The sequence below is a fragment of the Dietzia sp. genome, from assembly GCF_036741115.1.
GTDB lineage: Bacteria > Actinomycetota > Actinomycetes > Mycobacteriales > Mycobacteriaceae > Dietzia.
Genome location: NZ_DAINST010000059.1, coordinates 1 through 17,581, shown reverse-complemented (window position 1 = coordinate 17,581; position 17,581 = coordinate 1). Strand labels below are relative to the sequence as shown.

The following is a 17,581-nucleotide window of genomic DNA, read 5'->3' as shown; positions in this document are numbered from 1 at the left end:
CCGTCCGCCTGCTGGTTGTTCTCGAGGATCGCGACGAGCCAGCGGGTGGTCGCGAGCGTCCCGTTGAGGGTGGCGGCGGTCTGCGCCTTGCCCGCTTCGTCCCTGTAGCGGACCTGCAGGCGCCGCGCCTGGAACGTGGTGCAGTTGGACGTCGAGGTGAGCTCGCGGAACGTCTCCTGCGTGGGAACCCAGGCCTCGCAGTCGAACTTGCGGGCGGCGGAGGAGCCGAGGTCGCCGCCGGCGACGTCGATGACCCGGAACGGGATGCCCAGCGACGTGAGCATCTCCTTCTCCATGCCGAGGAGCTTCTGGTGCTCCTCGCGCGCGTTCTCCGGGGTCGTGTAGGAGAACATCTCGACCTTGTCGAACTGGTGGACGCGGATGATCCCGCGGGTGTCCTTGCCGTAGGAGCCGGCCTCGCGGCGGAAGCACGAGGACCAGCCGCAGTAGCGCTTCGCCCCGGCATCACCGAGGTCGAGGATCTCGCCCTGGTGGTAGCCGGCGAGCGCCACCTCGGACGTGCCGACGAGGTAGAGGTCGTCGGCCTCGAGGCGGTAGATCTCGTCGGCGTGGGCGCCGAGGAAGCCGGTGCCCTGCATGATCTCGGGGCGGACGAGCACCGGCGGGATCATCAGCTGGAAGCCGTTCGCGGTCGCCTTCTGCGCGGCGAGCTGGAGCATGCCGAGCTGGAGCAGCGCCCCGTAGCCGGTGAGGAAGTAGAAGCGAGCGCCGGAGACCTTCGCGCCGCGCTCCATGTCGATGAGCCCGAGGGACTCGCCGAGCTCGAGATGGTCCTTCGGCTCGAAATCGAACTTAGGGATCTCGCCGACGCGCTCGAGCTCGACGAAATCGTCCTCGCCGCCGGGCGGCGTGCCTTCTTCCACGACGTTGGAGATCGAGCGCTGGAGCTCGGCGATGTCGGCGTCCGCCGCCTTCTCCCGCTCCTCTGCGTCCTTGACGGCCGCCTTGAGGGTGCCGGCCTGCTCGAGGAGGGCGGGGCGCTCCTCCGCGCTCGCCTGGCCGACCTTCTTGCCCATCGCCTTCTGCTCCGCGCGGGCCGAATCCGCGGCCGAGACGGCTTCGCGGCGGGCGACGTCAGCAGAGAGGAGCCGATCCACGAGGGCCGGGTCCTCGCCGCGGATGCGCTGGGAGGCGCGGACGATGTCGGGATTTTCGCGCAGGAGCTTGAGATCGATCACCCGGACAGCTTAACCGAACCTGCTGGGCGCTCCTCCGCTCGACGGATCAGCCCCTGCCGAAGAGTTCGAGGAAGGCCTCGCGCTCGAACATCGTGGCCGCCTCGACGGCCGTGGGCTGCCCCTTGTGCGGGCTCGCGCCGGCCTCGAACAGCGCTCGGACGATCTCCCCGTACCCCTTGAACACAGCGCCGGCCAGGGGCGTCTGGCCACGGTCGTTGAGCTTGTTGACGTCCACCCCGCGCGCGATGAGCATCTCGGTCGTGGGGAGGTTGCCGTTGTACGCGGCGAGCATGAGCAGGTCGTCGCCGCGCTCGTTGGTGAGCTCGGCGCTGACCCCCGCGTCGAGGTACTGCTCGAGCACGCCGGCATCGCCATCCCTGGCCAAGTCGAACATGCGCTTGGCGAACTCGAGGACCTCTTCCGTCGCCCCATCGACGGGGCGGCGTTCGCTCTCGCCCGAGCCTGGCTGCTCTCCCGGATTCCCACTCGTACCCATAGGTATCGAGGATAGTCGACGCGGCCGGGTCGCGGTCCCCCTCGAATGTCACACACGCTGCGAGGTTGGTTCACTCGCGCACCCAGGTGGGGCACAATGGCGGCTGTGAGCAGGACAACGGATACCGAGCGTGCCACCGGCTCCGGCCCAGAAGACCCCGCCGGTACCGCCGGCACGGCGGGCAAGAGTCGGCGCCGCGGTGGCGGCCGCTCGGCCGACGTCTCCCCCGGACGCACTCCGGGCGGCTCCGCCACGAAACCCGCCGGACGCTCGGCGAAGGGCTCGTCCGGCCGCGCACAGCCCGGCCGCCGGCGAAACAAGAGCGGCGCCACCGCGCTCGCCCGCTCCCGGGGCGCCGTCGCTGCCTCGGTCGTGGCGCTCGGCATCGGCGCGGCCATATCGGGAACCGCGATCGGCGTCGTCATGAAGGATCCGGATTCCACCGCTGCGGGGCCGGTCAACGTCCTCGCGCCGCAGGTCAACCCGCGGACTCTCACGAGCGAGGCGTTCGCCGTCGCCGGCCCCGGGGAGTGCCTCGACTGGCAGAGCTCGGACCGCGGACAGCCCACCGACATCACGGCGGTCCAGTGCGAACAGCCACACCGCTTCGAGGTCGCCGAGCGCGTCGACCTCGCCGAGGCCGTGGGCAACGAGCCGTACCCCGAGGGCCAGCGCCGCCTCGACCTCGCCTCGCAGGTGTGCACCCAGCCCATGGACGCCTACACCGCCGGCCGCGCCATAGACCCTGCGGGCCGCTTCTCCCGCGCCCTGATCCCGCCTTCCCGCGCCGGCTGGGACGCCGGCGACCGCTCCGCGCTGTGCGGGATCGCGGCGAAGGAGCTCGACGGCACCTCCGCGACGTCCGAGCAGCCCTACGCCGTCGCGGACCAGCAGCGCCTGTGGCCGCAAGGGACCTGCGTCGGGATCAGCGATCAGCGCACACCGTCGATGGTCGTCGACTGCGCCGCCGACCACGCCTTCGAGGTGGTGGGGAACGTCGACGTCACCCAGCTCTTCCCCGAGGGGTCAAACCCGCCCGCCCCGGCGGACCAGACGGCCATGACGGCGGACGCCTGCTATAACTCGGCGGTCGACTACCTCGGCGGGGATTCCGAACGCCTGCGGCAGTCCACGCTCGTGCCCGCGCAGATCCTGCCGATCTCGCAGATCGCATGGGAGACCGGCAGCAGGACGGTGAACTGCGCGGTGATGCGCGTCGCCGATCCCGGCCCGTTCGCCGTGATCCAGGGCTCCGTGCGCAACGGCGTTACCATCGAGGGCCAGCAGCCCGAGGTGCCCACGACCACCGAGGTCCCCGCGCCGGGGCAGGCGCAGCCGGGTTCCGCGCCCGCAGGCGACGGGGAGCAAGCGCCCGCCGCGGTGCCGACGAGCTAGCTGCGACTGACCAGCTTCGGCTGACCGCATTCGGCTGCCAGCCGACGACCGACGGACGGGGGACGGATGGGCGTTCGTGTCTCCGACGAGCGCTTCGAGGAGCTCGTCGCCGACGGGCTCGACCTGATCCCCGACGACCTTCTGCGTGCGATGAACAACGTGGTGGTGCTCGTCGAGTCCCGCAACGAGGAGGATCCGACGATTCTCGGCCTCTACGAGGGGGTCGCGCTTACCGAGCGGGACACGACGTATTCGGGCTTCCTCCCCGACCGGATCTTCATCTACCGCGAGGCGCTCTGCGATTTCTGCGACAGCGAGCAGCAGCTCGCGCACGAGGTCTCGGTGACCGTTGTCCACGAGATCGCGCACCACTTCGGCATCGACGACGCCACGCTGCACGAGCGCGGCTGGGGTTAGCAGGGCGGCCAGGACGCCTCGATCAGGCCGGCGCCGTACCCGCCCAGTCCTCGACAGTCCACGACGCCGCACCGGCGAGCTCGCCCGTGCCCGCCGGCACGAGCGGGACGATCCCGCAGTTGGGGATCGGATGGCCGGCCGCGAACTCACCGCTCACCACGCCGAGCATCCCGCCGAGCACGCGGATCAGCGTCCCGTGGATCACGAGGACCGCGTCGCGGCCCTGGGCGACGTGCTCGCGGTAGAGCTTCTCGAGCTGCGGGAACGCGCGATCGCGCACCTCGATTCCGGTCTCGCCGCCGGTCAGCCCGGTCTCGAGATCGTCGCCGCCCATCCACGCGTGGGTCACGGCGCGGTACGCCGCAAGCGCCTCGGCGTCGCCGCGCTTCTCGAGCTCCCCCGCCTGCACCTCGAAGACGCCGGGCACCTCGACCGGGCCGAGGCCGAGCCCGGCGCCGATGATCTCCGCCGTGTTCCGAGCCCGCGCCGCCGGCGAGTGGTGCACCGCCGTGACCGTGCAGCCGAGCTCCGCGAGTCGCTCGGCTGCGCCCGCAGCCTGCTCCCTCCCGCGATCCGTGAGCAGCTCGCCCGGCACGGTCGTGTCGAGGAGCCCGCGCGTGTTCGACGGGAATTCCCCGTGCCGCACGAGAAAGAGTCGTGCGGCACGGCCGCTATCGGCGGGGTTCTGGGTGGCTGCGGTCTCCGCCGTCATATGGGCGTCCTTCCTGTTCGCTCCCGGGTGCGACCCGGGCTCGGCCCCTGTGGGTGTGGGGCCGTCGGCGCGGGGTCGGGTTCCGGCCCCGGCCGGTGGGTTTGCCTGTGGCCTGTCTAGCCCCTGCCGGTGGACATCGCGCGGGTCCACGCGTAGCCCTCCGAGCGGTCCGGCGGGTGGCTCGCCGGGCCGGTCCCGCCGTCCTGTTGCGCCACAGGCCACGAGCCGAGGAAGCGCAGCCGGGACGTGCGATGGTGCAGCGCGGCGAGCGCCTCCGCGACGACCGGGGTGTCGATATGACCCACGAGGTCGACATGGAAGAGGTAAGTGAACCGGTCGACGCGCGTGGGCCGAGACTCGATGCGCGTGAGATTGATCCCGCGGATCGACAGCTCCGTGAGCGCCTGGACCAGCGAGTTCGGCTCGTGTGCGAGCCCGAAGACGACGGCCGTGCGGTCGCGGCCCGTGGGCTCGGGCGGGGTGGTCGGCGGGCCCACGAGCACGAAGCGGGTGCGCGCCCCGCGGACGTCGGCGATGTCCGTGGCGAGCGCCTCCAGGCTGAGGATCTCCCCGGCCCGCGCGGGCGCCGCCGCCGCGTCGGCCTCGCCGCGCGCGACCTCCGCCGCGCCAGCCGCCGTCGAGGACGTCGTGCGAATCTCCGCGCCGGGCAGGTTCTCCCGCACCCAGGAGCGGACCTGCGCCGCGGCGACCGGGTGTGTGGACACGGTTGTGACGGCGGAAGCCTCCGTCCCCGGGCGCACGAGGATGGCAAAGGCGATGTCGAGCTCGGTCTCGGCGAGGATCTGCAGCCTGGCGCCGGTCGCGAGGGCATCGGCCGTGGGGCTCACGGTGCCGTCGACGGAATTCTCGAACGGGACGCACGCGTAGTCCGCGCGGCCCTCGCGGACGGCGGCGAGCGCGTCCGGCGGGGTGTCGCACTCGATGGTGTCCATGCCTTCGAGCAGCGCCGACGTTGCTTCGTGGCGCGCGAGCTGCTGGAGGGCCGCGTCGGTGAAGGTTCCGGCGGGGCCGAGGAAGGCGACTGTACTCACGGGTACGAGGGTAATAGAGCGGCCGGGCACACGCGGCTGCGCGGGCGTCCCGGGAGTCTCGGCGAAGCGCCCCTCCCCGGGCCCCGGGGTTCCCCGCCGGCATCCCGGCCCCCACGGCCTCCGGGCGCGCCGGCAGAGTTCCCACGAAGTTGAGCACGTACCCACGAAGTTCTGCATGTACCCACGAACTCCTAACTTCGTGGGTACATGCAGAACCTCGTGGGTACTCGGCGTGGGCGGCCGAACCGCCGCCGGCGGGGCGATTCCGTGGTGGCCGAGGCGCTCGCCGGCGGCTTCGGATTTCCGTGCCCCAGCACGATCGCACGTGTCGAGTTTCGCGGGCCTCTTGTACTGGGGGCCCAGGGATGTGCAGGGGCCGAGAACTGGATGTCGGGGATTGCGGCTGGGCCCGGGAACATCGCCGGCCCCCACGAGTTCTCCGGTAACTTGCGGGCAATGCAGCTCGGGCAGTCGCCGCCCGCCGCCGACCCACCGAAGCGAGGAATCCCATGCGCGTCACCGTCACCAGCGTTCCGGTCAACGACCAGGAGCGCGCCCGCGATTTCTACACCGAGAAGCTCGGCTTCGAGATCAAGAACGATGTCCCGGTCGGCGAGTCCGGCGACAGGTGGCTCACGGTCGTGAGCCCCGAGGACCCCGACGGCACCGAGGTCCTCCTCGAGCCGCTCAGGCACCCGGCAGCCGAGCCCTACCAGTCGGCGCTCCGCGGCGACGGGATCCCGTGGACGCAGTTCGGCGTCGAGGACGTCGAGGCGGAGACGGCGCGACTCAAGGAACTCGGCGTCGAGTTCACGATGGACCCGGTAAAGGGCGAGGGGTTCACGGTCGCGGTGTTCGACGACACGTGCGGCAACCTCATCCAGATCATCCAGACGAGCTAGAGGCGGCGGCCGGGCCGCGGCACTAGGCGAGTTCCGGGAACGTCGCCTCTATCGACGCCGCCGCATCGGCGGGCACCGGGATCACCGTGATCACGTCGCGGATCGCCTCGCGCGCAGCGCGCCCCAGCCCGCCGATCTTCGCTCGTCGCTCCTCGCCGGGCCCGGAATTGCCGCCCGCGCAGGCCTCCCATTCGGCGCGGACGTCCTCGCCGATCATCGCCGCGACCGCGAGCGACAGCAGCGTCCACGCCTGCTCCGCATTCTCGGCGGGCACCTGCAGCCCCGGCCCGAAGCCGACCCCGGCGTGCGCCACGGCGATGACGATGTCCGCGGCATCTGCGGCGCCCAGCGTCCACAGGTCCAGGGACACCCCGCCGCCTGCGGCGATCGCCGCGCCCACGGCCTCCGGCGACGGATCTCGGAGGACCTCCGGGACGGGGATGGACCAGGATTCGCGGCCTCCGGCGTCAGGCTGGCCGTTCTCCCCGACTGGGAGCAGGAGGTCCTCGAAGAGGTCGGGGCGCTTGGCGGGGCGGAAGAGGAGTTCGAGGTCGACGGCCATGAGGCGATTGTGGCACCGGCGCAGACACGCCTCCACCCGCGGTGCCCGGGGCGGCGTGCGACGCGTCGGACCGCGTGGCGGCCCGCGTGACTGGTCGAGCGACGGCCGACAAATCGGTCCGAGCCTCGGCCCTACACTGGACGGCATGGTCAACGGCGATGCGGGCGGCGCGAACAGCGCGGCCGGTGCGAACGCCGCGAGCCTCGCCGAGCGGCTGCGCGTGCTGCCCGCGCGGATGGCCGCGCGGATGGCCGCGCCACCGAGCAACCCCATCGCGGACCCGGGCCGCCGCCGGCTCGTCATCGTCGAGATCGTCGTCGTCCTCGCCGCGACGTTCGCGCTTTCCGGGTACACGTCGATCCTCTCGCTCGTCGAGTCGCTGCTCTCGGTCGCGCCGCTCGACGAGCAGACGCAGACCCTCAACGCGTCGGCGTCGAGTAATTCGTGGCTCGACCTCGCGTATCAACTGGGGAGGATCGCGCGTCTGACGGCGTGGGCCGCCCTCCCCCTCGTGCTCCTCTTCCACTCGCGGATCTCCCCGCTCGCGATGGGCCTCGATCTCCCCCGCGGCCCGCGGCGCCCGGCGGCGCTGCGCCGGGATGTGCGCTGGGGGCTCGGGCTCACGGCGCTCATCGGCATCCCCGGGATCGCGCTGTACCTCGGCGCGATCGCGCTCGGGCTCAACACCACCGTCGAGGCATCGGGTCTGACGGCGACCTGGTGGAGAATCCCCATGCTTCTCGTTTCGGCGCTCGCGAACGCCGGCGCCGAGGAGCTCGTCGTCGTGGTGTACCTCGGGATCCGCTTGCGCCAGCTCGGCCTCTCCGTGCCCGCGGCGATCGCTTTCTCCGCCGTGCTGCGCGGTTCGTATCACCTGTATCAGGGCTTCGGCGGAGGGCTCGGGAACCTTGCGATGGGCATCGTGTTCATGGCGTTCTGGCTCGCGCTTCGGCGCGCGTGGCCGCTCGTGCTCGCGCACTTTCTCCTCGATGCGTTCGCGTTTATCGGATACGCGGTGCTCGCCCCGCACGTCGGTTGGCTGTGAGCTTGCAGGTTCGGGGCGCGCGACCGACAGTGCGTCGGGCGCGCGCACTCGCTCGGTCCGCCGCCGGTTTCACGCCCGATACGGCGCCCGATACGCGCCCGAATACGTGCCCGAATACGTGCCCAATCCGCCACTTGAGCCCCAACCGTTAACTCCTGTTTCTCCGCCCTCCACGGCCCCCACCACGCCTGCCGACCTGCACGTCTAGGCCAGTACTCAGGGCATCGAAGTACACTCTTGCGCGTGTCTGATGAGTCCATGCGGAGACATCTGTCCCCCGAAGAGGTCGCGGAGCAGCGACGACGCGCTCGCGAGCGCCGAGAGGCCGCCCGCAATGCGGGCGCGCCCGCCGCGCCGCGGCCCGGCGAGGGACGCCCTGCCGCGCCTCGACCCGGACCCGCCTCCGCGTCGCCTACCGGCGGGGATCCGGACAGGGTCTACGGTCGATTCGACCCCGGCCCCGGCGGAACGGGCGTTCCACGTGAAACCCCGGCGGGCGACCCGCGCGGCGCCCGCGGCCCGGTCCCGGGGGGCGCGCCCCAGGACCCTCGCGCTCCTCTCGCGCCCGGTGCCCCAGAGACGTCCGGCTCCCCTCGCGCTTCCGGCGCCCAGCGCGCGGCCGGCGCACGCCGTCCCCGCGGCGAGGGCGGCCGCCGCTACCAGCCGACCCAGCGTCCCGAGCGCTTCGACGACGAGTACCGCACGGCCAGGCCGCGCCGCGCGAGTCGCGATGCTCCGCCGTCCAATCCGGTCGTCGCGCGGCCCCCGCGCCGCGCCGCCAAGCGCCCGAAGCGCACTCGGCGCCGCGTGCCGATCCTCGGCATCCTCGCTTTCCTCGTCGTGCTCATCATCAGCGCCGGGGTGGTCACCACACTGTGGGCCGACTCCAAACTGCAGCACGTCGACGCGCTCTCGAGCTACCCAGGCCAGCCGGGACAGACCCCGGGAACGGTGACCCTCATCGTCGGCACCGATTCGCGCGCCGGGCTCACCGAGGACCAGCAGGCGCAGCTCTCCACCGGTTCCGAGCAGGACGCCGGCGGCGACCGCACCGACACGATGATGCTCGTCTACAAGCCCAAGGACGGCGGGAAGGCGATGATCATCTCCATCCCTCGCGACCTCCTCGTCAACATCCCGGATTACGGCGAATACAAGATCAACGCCGCCTATTCTCTGGGCGGCCCCAAGTTGCTCGCGCAGACGCTGGAGACGAAGACCGGCATCCGGATCGACCACTACGCGGAGATCGGCTTCGGCGGCTTCGCCGGGATCGTCGACGCTCTCGGCGGCATCGACATGTGCATCGACGAGCCGATCGAAGATCCGGACGCCGGCATCAACCTCGGTGCGGGCTGTCAGAAGCTCGGTGGCGCGCAGGCGCTCGGCTTCGTCCGCACTCGCCACGGTTTTGCGCAGCAGGACCTCCAGCGCGTGCAGAACCAGCGCAAGTTCCTCTCGGCGCTCATGTCGGAGATGGCCAAGCCCTCGACGCTGCTCAACCCGTTCCGGCTCACCGACGTGATCAAGGGCGGCGCGGCGGCCACCGTGGTCGACAACTCCGATCACATCTGGAGCCTCGCCTCGGTGATGTGGTCGATTCGCAGCAATCCGGTGACGGCGACCGTCCCCTTCGACGGAATGGCCGATGGCAGCGTCGGTTCCTACCTCGTCTGGGGCGATACGACGAATACGTTCTTCGACTACATGCGGCAGGGCAAGACGCCTCCGCCGGAGTCGTACGAGATGCCGCAGTAGCCGCTGCGGCGGCCGGAGGCCGGAAGCTCCGAGTACTACGAGGGCGCGAGGTGCTCGATGCCCGTGATCTTCCGCTTGCCGCCCTCGCCCGCGGCAGTGGTGATCCGCTGCCGGATCTCGAGCTCCGGCTGGCCGGGGCGCGCCTCGACGAGGACGACCTCCACGGCGCCGTCCTGCCCGGCCCGCGCATCGACGCAGTGCGTGGTGCCCGCCGGGAGACGGTCGATCCCCTCGCGGCGCAGCGTCTCCGCATCGATGCTGGCGTCGGGCGTGACCAGCGCAGTCGCAGCAGAGGCGTCTTTGACAACGTAGTACGCGTGCTCGAAGGCCGCGACGACTCCTTCGGGCGTCGCTTCGTCGCCCGCCCCGGCGCCGGCGTAGTGGCCGGGGGCCACGACTTCCGGGCAATGCGCGGCGGCTTCCCCCGCGCCTGCCGGGGCTACCGATTGCTCGCCGGCGGCGTCTACTGGCCCGGCGTCTCCTGGCCCCGCTCCGGACTGCGATTCGACGGAGGCGTTCCGCACGTCCTCGCCTTCCGCGGTCTGACCGTCCGTGATCGCCGCGCTCCCCGAGAATCCACCGCCCGCGGCGAATCCCACGACGATGCACGCGGCGATGCCGCCGAGCGCGGCGGCCGTGCCGGCGGGCCGACCGAACGCCCCTAGCCAACCCGCGACCGCGCTCGCCGACCTCGGCGCCTTCGGTTCTGTTCCGGCCGTCTGTCTCGCTCGTGGCTTCGGTTGCGCTTCCAGCTCTTGTCGCACGTCGGGTTTCGGCTTCGCGGTGGGCCTCGGTGTCGGCTCGGATTTCTTGGCCTTGAACCTCGACCTCCTCGCGGACGTCGATCTCGCCTTGGCACGGAGAATGCCCGCGCCCACGTCTGCGCCCGACGGGCTCACGACAATGCGAAGACCCGCGCCGTTCTGCGCACCCCCTCCGGTGAGGTCGAGACTGGGCCCAGATCTAACCTCGCCGGCTGGGACGCCGGATTCCGGAACCACCGTGTCTGTTGGAGCCGAGGAAGTCTCCGGCGCTTCAGACCTTTCCGGTTGCGCGTCATCACCCATGCCCGTGCCACCCGGTGCCGCAGCCGTGGACCCGGCGCCGGAGACGAGCGCGAAGCCCGGGGGCGCAACGACCGCGAGCCCCGTCCAAATCCCGGCGGCACCGGATTCCTTCGCCTCCCGATCCCCGCCGGCGCCACGCTCGGCGCGCCCATCGAGTCCAACGGCCGCGGAATGCGGTTCGGCCCGCTTGCGCCTCCGTACGGGAGGCGCCGAGGCCGAAGCCGGCGAGGGTCTCGTGACCGGGGAGGGCGCAGGGGCCTGGCCGACCACCGCGCGATCGGGATCCGGAGCGACCGGATCCGCGCACTCCGGTACCCCGACTCCTGCGGCGGGCTCGGCGCCCGGCGGCGATGCGATCCACGGCGGTCTTCCCACGCCCCTGCCCTCCCCTCGGCCGCGCCCGGACTATCCCTGCGCGACGGGGATGGTGACCCCTGGGATGCCCATGTTGTTGATCTGACCCGCGACATCCGCGATCGATCCGGTGACCTGGTTGTGGGTCTCCGCCGCCGTGGCAGCGACCCCGGTGCGGACGTTCGGATCGGCCGCAGCGGCGGCCGACGAGCCGAGCACCGGGAGCATCGAGGCGCCGAGCACGGCTCCCGCACCCGTGACGGCGGGCGCCGCGGCGACGGCTCCGGCCGCACCCGCGGCCATCGGTCCGAGCCCGATGAGAGCGGCGGCGATGGCGGCGCCGATGGGCGCGAAGATCGAGATGGTGAACATGGAGTGGGTCCTTTCGGGGATGGCCGCTGCAGCAGCGGGCCTGCTCTGGGATCTAGCCGAAGCGCAGTGGCCGGAGCGGTTCCGGTTGCGGTGGAGGTTCGACGGGGATTTGGCGGAGAGTCAGCGTCGGAATGGGGAGGTCCGGGAATTCGGGGAACGCCGGGGCCGCGGGGGCCTGCGGGAGCGGGGCGGGATCGGGAGCCGAGTAGGCCGGAGGCACCGGCGAACCGCGCCCCTGCTCCGAAACTCCGCCGCCGTGCTCCGCTCCGGCCGGGGCGACTGCCCCGGGATCGGCGCCGGGAGCGGCAGCACCAGCGCGCGACGTGTCGCGAGCCCCCGACCCCCCGCGCTCGCCGCTTCCCGCCGCCTCGACCTCTGGGCCCTCGGCGCCGGCCTGCGAAGCCGAGCTGCGCGACGGCCCGGGTCGTGGAGAGCCCGGGGCCGCCGAGGCCGCGGTGGACCCCGAACTCTGTTCCTCGAACAACCCCATATCCACGCCGGCGGCGTCCGGATCCGGGCCGGGCCCGCCATCCATGGATCCCGCCGTGCGCGCGGCGACGACCCCCGCACCGACGGCGAGGGAACATGCCGCCGCGTACACGGCGGCGACTCGGTACACACGCACGGCGTGCCTCCTGACTCGACCGAGACGAAGAGCCTCCCCCTCCGGACGGAAAGAGAGGGGCCGCGCCCAATGGCAACGACCGAGCGTCAGTAGAACACCGCTCACACCGATTGTGGGGGCGCTACATTTTTGCCCGCGCCTTCGCCCTCGGCCCCGCGGCCCCGGGCACCCCTCGGCGGAGCCGCGCCCTACCCCGCGCGAGTACGCCTCGCTCGCTCTACCCACGATCGCAGGGGGCGGCCGTGGGCGGCTCGGTATCGCCGGTAACTCGACCACCCAAACGGTAGGGAGCTGCGCCGTCATGACCCGAAAGAGAATCTACTTCCGCGGCGCCGCAATGGATTACCGCAATTTTCATAACCCGAGGCCAAGCCACAATCCGACGGAAACGCGCCCACCCTCGCCGCACCCGAGCAAAGGACCAGCACGCAAAAGTCCGTTCACGGCTCCGCGACGGGAAACCCGCAAGACTCACCTTGGATGTGATCTAACCCGCATTGAATGGAGAAAATCAGGGGTTCATTTGCAGACCTCTTCGGCCCGTCATCGACTCGTCCTCCGGAATCCTCCAGGCCTTCGTCGATTCGCTCGGCACTCTCAGCGGCAAGCCGGCGTAGCTGGCCCACGCCCAGGGCACCACGGGGCGCCCCGCGCGGCGCCGACACATGACAACGCCCCCGCACCGTGCATCCCGGTGCGGGGGCGTTTTCGCAGGCGTAGGTACGCCACGCGCAGAGCAAAGAACTAGCGGATCGTCACCTGACGGGCGAGGAGCCCGTTGCGCGAGGCGCGCTCGTCGGATGTGAGCTCGGCCGACTCGCCGAGGGCCGCCGTGAACTTCTCATCGAGCGCCGTCAGCCCGTCGATCCAGTGATCCGAGCCCTGCTCCCGGTCCAGGTCGAACACGGGGACGAGCAGGCCGTAGGTGCGGAAGGAACCGGCGAACGAGGAGCCCTCGCCGAGGGTTAGCTCCCCGCGGTTGTGGAGGCGCGCCATCGCGTCGAACAGCGCGTCCTCGTCCTCGGGGCGAACCCAGCGGATGTGGGCGCGCTCGCCCGCATCGACCCACCACGCGGCATCGGCACCGGGGGTATCGATGCGCGCCGAGGGCATCATCGCGCTGTTGGCGTGGGTAATGGCCTGGGCGATCTGCGGGTGCGCCTCCTGCCCCTCGGCGATCCACCACGAGAAGTCCGGGAGCACCTCGATGTCGAGGGAGCTGTTGCCCTCGAGCAACGAGGCGAGGGACGGGGTCGACTCGTCGGGCGCCGCGGCCTGGAGCGTGTCGCCGGGGGCGGAATCGCGGACCCAGGCGAGCGAGGCGGCGAGGTCCGCCGCCGGGTCGTTGCCGAAGCTCGCGGTCTGCAGGCCCACTAGGGACTCGGTGCCCGAGGGGATCGCGCGGCTCAGCGCCGCGATGGCGCCCGGGAGCACGGTCACGATCGACACAGTGTGGTCCACGCCCTCGAGCGAGACGCTCGCCCTGGCCGAGGGCACGAACTGTGCCATGGCCACGAGATCGCACTCGCCGGCCACGCCGGCGAATGGGCGCGGGTTACCGACGAACGCCTCGCGCTCGGCGGCCCTGGCGGCCTGCTTCTCCCGGCGGTTGGACTCGGGCTTCGCTTGGAACTGACGACGACTTTTCTTTGCCACGAGTCCGGAGTTTACGCGAGAGGCCCCGGCCCATACGGATGGCGCGGCGCGGATCGCGGCAGGTACCGCCCGCGGCGCTACCGGGAGATGTGGCCTGACGCCGACTGCGCCGCGCGCCCCTGGCCCGTCCCGATCTCGGCTGCGCGGAGCTGCTCGTCCTCGTTGACCTGCGCCAGCGTGCGCGCCGGGAAGTTCGTGCCGATCCAGTCCACGCCCAGGGCCTTGCACAGCTCGACATCGAACGGATCGTCCACGGTCCAGCAGTAGACGGCGAGACCGCGGCGGTGCCAGTGCTCGACCAACGAGGGCTTCGCGCGGATCGTGTCGATCGACGGGCCGACCACCTGGATGCCGTAGCTCTCGGCGGGCATGGGCTTCGAACCGGTGCGGTGGTGGCGCAGCTGCAGGCGCGGGACCTGCGGGGCGAGCGCGCCGAAGCGGCTCACTGCGAGGACCGAGAAGCTCAGCATCACCGCGCGGGACTCCTCGAAGGACGCCGGCTTGTCGAGCCCGAAGTAGCGGAGCTCCTCGGCCAGCGCCCGCTCGACGCGGCCGCCGGCGATGACCGGGTGCTTGGTCTCGATAAAGGCGCGCGCCTCGGGATAGGCCTCGATGAGCTCGAGCAGCTCGCGCAGCGCCATCGGTGGCTCGGGGCACCGGTGGCGCAGGTGCCACGAGCCCACGTCGAGTCGCTTGAGCTCCTCCATCGTGGTGATCCGCACGGAGCGCTTCTCGGCGCTCACCCGGCTCGTATCTCCGTCGTGGATGCACACGAGCTGGCCGTCGAGGGTCATCCGGATATCGCACTCGACGCCGTCCGCCCCCTGGGCCAGCGCGTTCTCGAACGCGACGAGGGTGAGCTCGGGATAGTCGCCCGAGGCGCCGCGGTGCGCGACCACCTTGGAGCGGCCGCCCGGGCGCATCGCCAGCGGCGAGGCGGGACGGGGCTTGCGGACTGCGGGAAGAAGTCGCGGACGCACGGGAAACTCCTCTAGCGGAGAGGACGCCTTGCCGGCACCGGGGAGCCCCCTCTTCGGCTCGGCCGAGGGCGTGGGGTTGGAGCGCTTCCGTGTCAGTGCCCGATTCGGCAGCATTCCGGCCAGCCTTTCGCGTCGAGATTCTCGGGCGAGCGACCCTGCCGGCCGGGAATGTTGCGCTTCCCGTCCCAAGCACTGCCGGGCCACCTCGCCCACTGCACCTCTCCACGGTGAGCCTCGCACTTGGCGCCGAGGTGAACTCGGGGAAAGCGTCTCCCTAAATCCTCCTCAATTTCGCCCTCATCCCGAACAACGCCTATCGCCGACGTTTAATGCCCGCGGAAAACCGCAGGCGACATCCCTCGCGCCGGCGCCCTACGCCATCACTTTCGGCCGCATCCGCTTGAGCATGGCGAGCCCCTTGCGCAGCTGCTTGTGGCCGGTCGCGGCCGCGACCTCGGGGTTATCGGTAAAGGCGGCGTCGGAACGCACCTCGGGAGCGTTCGAGGGATCGGACCGCAGGTACTTGTTCGGCAGCGAGAGCTTAAGCAGGGTGCGCTGCACCTCGAACATCTGGCGGGGGAAGGACGCCACGTTGTAGGGGAGCCCGTACTCGTCGGCGATCGCGCGAACCTCGCGAGCGATGCCCGCGAGACGGTTGGACGGCATGTCGGGGAAGAGGTGGTGCTCGATCTGGTAGTTGAGGTTGCCCGAGAGGATGGACAGCGTCGTGCCGCCGGTGAAGTTGGCGGAGCCGAGCATCTGCCGCAGGTACCACTCGGCACGGCTCTCCTCGTCGAGGGTGCGCTTGGTAAACGTCTCGACGTCGTCGGGGAAGTGCCCGCAGAAGATCACCGCGTACGCCCAGACGTTCCGGGCGAGGTTCGCGAGCATCGCGGCCTGGCCGGCGCGGGTGGCGCCGGTGAACGCCGAGCGGCCGACGGGCTTCCCCGTGGCCAGCGCGACGGCGGCGGAGACGCCTGCCGAGACCAGCGGGAACGCGACGTAGTCCTTGAGCGCCTGCTTGCGCACCTTGGCGAGCGCCTCGTCGAGCTTCGGCTTGGTCTCCTCCCACGTCGCCTTCTTCGCGAAGTAGGCGCCGAGCTCGACATCGTAGAAGCCCACCGCGTACTCGAAGAGGCTCGCGAGCACCGTGTTGATGAGCGGCTGCGCGAGGTTGTACGGCTTCCACGGCTTGTCGCGCGTGACTCGCAGAACCCCGTACCCGATGTCGTTGTCCATGCCGATGATGTTGGTGAAGGTGTGGTGGGTGACGTTGTGGGTGTGCTTCCACCCCGAGGACGGGCCCACGTTGTCCCATTCCCACGTCGAGGAGTGGATCTCCGGGTCGTTCATCCAATCCCACTGCCCGTGCATCACGTTGTGGCCGATCTCGAGGTTTTCGAGGATCTTCGCCAGGCCGAGCACGGCAGCGGCGGGGAAACGCGCGGCGGGAGTGACGGCGATCGCGCCCCTCGCCACGACGTCCAGCGTCCGCTGAGTGGCGATGAGCCTGCGGATGTAGCGCACGTCGGCGTCGCCGAGCGATTCGCGGTTGTTCTTCTCGATCTCCGCGAAGCGGCGACCGATCTCCTCGACATCGGCGTCGGTGAGGTGTGCGTATGCGGTGATGTCCTGGACCGCCATGGGTCGACCTTTCCTCGGTGCTCTCTACGTGCTTTTCGTATTCGTCTGGTTGGGTTCGCCTAGCGGCTTCCGGCGCGGATCTTGAGGTGCCCGGACGGCACGGACACGCAGGTCCGCACGTGCTCCCCCTCGCCGTAGCGGGTGCCGTCGCGGAGGTCGACGGCCACACCCTCGTCGACCGTGGACACGCACGTCCTGCAGATCCCCATGCGGCAGCCGTGGACCACGTTGAGCCCGGCCGCCTCCCCGGCCTCGAGGATCGTGGTGGTGCCGTTGGATTCGGCCACCACGCCCGTGTCGCCGAACTCGATCTCGCCGCCCTCGCTCCCCTCGGAGTCGAGCGGGGAGAAGAACTTCTCGGTGCGGGTCTGCGGCCAGCGCGCGGACACGGCGTCCAGCAGCTCGGAGGGACCGCACGCGAAGATCGCGCGCCCGTCGACGTCGGGGACGAGCTCGACGATGGACTCGGGCGTGACCCGGCCGCGCTCGCGCGAATCCCAGTGGACGAGCGTGTACCTCGGCTCGCGTTCAGCGAGGGCCGCGAGCTCCTCGCCGTACGGGGCCGAGGGGCGCTCCGCGCGCTCGGAATGGATGTGCACCACCTCCGGCCACTCCCCCGGGGAGTCCTCCCCTGCGAGCCAGCGCAGCATCGAGACAACGGGGGTGATCCCGGCGCCCGCCGTCAGGAAGACGATCTTTTCCGGCAGGGGGACGGGGAGGTAGAACTCGCCGCTCGGCGCGGTGAGCCGGATGAGCTGGCCGGGGCGCGCGGCGTGCGCGAGGTGGCCGGAGAAGAGGCCGTCCGGGAGGGGCTTGATGCTGATCGAGAGCCGACGGTCGCCCGCGCCCGGCGCGCTCGTGAGCGAGTAAGACCGCCACACGAAGCGACCCTCGACCTGTAGCCCGATGCCGACGAACTGGCCGGCGTGGAAGTGCGGGCCGATGCCGGGACCCGGCTTGATGTGGAGGGTGGTGAAGCCCTCGTGGCGCTCGACCGATTCGACCCGACCGCGCAACTCCCGGCCCCGGAGAGGGTCGAGGAGGGTGGCGTAGTCCTCGGGGAAGAGTGGGGTCGTGAAGGCGGTCGCGAGGCGCCGAAGGGCGTTGGTCATGGATTAACTGTAACGGTGACTGTTACACATAGCGCAAGTCTCTGTCGCCGGAATCACGGAAACCGTGGGGCTTCCTGCGGACCCGGGGGTGGCGCGGGCGCTACCGCGCTACCGCGCTGCCGGCGTGAGACGCCGCACCGGCGCCGCACCATGCGCGAGGCGCACCACGCACCGCAGTTGCCAGGCGATCGTCGCGGCGAGCGCCGCCGCGATGGCCCCGAGGATCAGCGCGT

Annotated in this window: 16 protein-coding genes; 5 read left to right on the top strand and 11 right to left on the bottom strand. The window is 71.0% G+C overall.

Going from position 1 to position 17,581, the window contains the following annotated elements; all coding sequences use genetic code 11:
- Together serS and V7E05_RS10050 are read right to left on the bottom strand one after the other, a co-directional pair.
- A partial coding sequence (gene serS, locus V7E05_RS10055; protein ID WP_333619521.1) for a serine--tRNA ligase occupies nt 1–1,199 on the bottom strand: 1,199 nt, incomplete at its 3' end.
- 46 nt (nt 1,200–1,245) lie between these two features.
- Nucleotides 1,246–1,695, bottom strand: a complete 450-nt coding sequence (locus tag V7E05_RS10050) for an ankyrin repeat domain-containing protein (protein WP_442891652.1) — start codon at nt 1,693–1,695, stop codon at nt 1,246–1,248.
- Nucleotides 1,696–1,800: 105 nt separating this feature from the next.
- On the opposite strand from V7E05_RS10050, the gene V7E05_RS10045 reads away from it, so the two are divergent.
- Entirely contained in the window at nt 1,801–3,090 is a 1,290-nt protein-coding gene (locus tag V7E05_RS10045) for a septum formation family protein (RefSeq protein WP_333619520.1), read from the top strand.
- Nucleotides 3,091–3,156: 66 nt separating this feature from the next.
- Nucleotides 3,157–3,507, top strand: coding sequence for a metallopeptidase family protein (locus V7E05_RS10040; protein ID WP_333619519.1), 351 nt, complete (start codon nt 3,157–3,159; stop codon nt 3,505–3,507).
- 22 nt (nt 3,508–3,529) lie between these two features.
- Here V7E05_RS10040 and V7E05_RS10035 read toward each other — a convergent pair whose 3' ends face one another.
- Nucleotides 3,530–4,219 carry a histidine phosphatase family protein gene (locus V7E05_RS10035; protein WP_333619518.1) on the bottom strand — a complete coding sequence of 230 codons (690 nt, stop codon included), beginning with the start codon at nt 4,217–4,219 and terminating at the stop codon, nt 3,530–3,532.
- 116 nt (nt 4,220–4,335) lie between these two features.
- Nucleotides 4,336–5,271, bottom strand: a complete 936-nt coding sequence (gene pheA / locus V7E05_RS10030; RefSeq protein WP_333619517.1) for a prephenate dehydratase — start codon at nt 5,269–5,271, stop codon at nt 4,336–4,338.
- A 509-nt stretch (nt 5,272–5,780) separates the two neighbouring features.
- Here pheA and V7E05_RS10025 point away from each other — a divergent pair.
- A complete protein-coding gene (locus tag V7E05_RS10025; protein ID WP_333619516.1) occupies nt 5,781–6,173 on the top strand; it encodes a VOC family protein in 393 nt (130 codons plus the stop codon).
- A 22-nt stretch (nt 6,174–6,195) separates the two neighbouring features.
- Here the strand turns inward: V7E05_RS10025 and V7E05_RS10020 are convergent, their stop codons facing one another.
- Nucleotides 6,196–6,735 (bottom strand): hypothetical protein, encoded by a 540-nt coding sequence (locus V7E05_RS10020; RefSeq protein ID WP_333619515.1) that lies wholly within the window; start codon nt 6,733–6,735, stop codon nt 6,196–6,198.
- A 145-nt stretch (nt 6,736–6,880) separates the two neighbouring features.
- On the opposite strand from V7E05_RS10020, the gene V7E05_RS10015 reads away from it, so the two are divergent.
- Together V7E05_RS10015 and V7E05_RS10010 are read left to right on the top strand one after the other, a co-directional pair.
- On the top strand, nt 6,881–7,780 hold the full coding sequence (locus V7E05_RS10015) for a CPBP family intramembrane glutamic endopeptidase (protein ID WP_442891651.1): 900 nt from the start codon (nt 6,881–6,883) through the stop codon (nt 7,778–7,780).
- A gap of 243 nt (nt 7,781–8,023) precedes the next feature.
- Entirely contained in the window at nt 8,024–9,538 is a 1,515-nt protein-coding gene (locus tag V7E05_RS10010; RefSeq protein WP_333619514.1) for an LCP family protein, read from the top strand.
- A gap of 35 nt (nt 9,539–9,573) precedes the next feature.
- Here the strand turns inward: V7E05_RS10010 and V7E05_RS10005 are convergent, their stop codons facing one another.
- From V7E05_RS10005 to V7E05_RS09980, 6 genes are all read right to left on the bottom strand, one after another.
- Nucleotides 9,574–10,137, bottom strand: coding sequence for a hypothetical protein (locus tag V7E05_RS10005; protein WP_333619513.1), 564 nt, complete (start codon nt 10,135–10,137; stop codon nt 9,574–9,576).
- Nucleotides 10,138–11,010: 873 nt separating this feature from the next.
- Complete coding sequence (locus V7E05_RS10000) at nt 11,011–11,331, bottom strand: hypothetical protein (RefSeq protein ID WP_333619512.1); 321 nt, start codon at nt 11,329–11,331, stop codon at nt 11,011–11,013.
- A 1,369-nt stretch (nt 11,332–12,700) separates the two neighbouring features.
- On the bottom strand, nt 12,701–13,612 hold the full coding sequence (locus V7E05_RS09995; protein ID WP_333619511.1) for a DUF5926 family protein: 912 nt from the start codon (nt 13,610–13,612) through the stop codon (nt 12,701–12,703).
- A gap of 77 nt (nt 13,613–13,689) precedes the next feature.
- Entirely contained in the window at nt 13,690–14,592 is a 903-nt protein-coding gene (locus V7E05_RS09990) for a glycerophosphodiester phosphodiesterase family protein (RefSeq protein ID WP_333619510.1), read from the bottom strand.
- Between the two features lie 372 nt (nt 14,593–14,964).
- Nucleotides 14,965–16,236, bottom strand: coding sequence for a fatty acid desaturase family protein (locus V7E05_RS09985; protein WP_333619509.1), 1,272 nt, complete (start codon nt 16,234–16,236; stop codon nt 14,965–14,967).
- 59 nt (nt 16,237–16,295) lie between these two features.
- Nucleotides 16,296–17,348: a ferredoxin reductase gene (locus tag V7E05_RS09980; RefSeq protein WP_333619508.1), complete on the bottom strand. Its 1,053-nt coding sequence runs from the start codon at nt 17,346–17,348 to the stop codon at nt 16,296–16,298.
- Nucleotides 17,349–17,581: the final 233 nt, after the last annotated feature.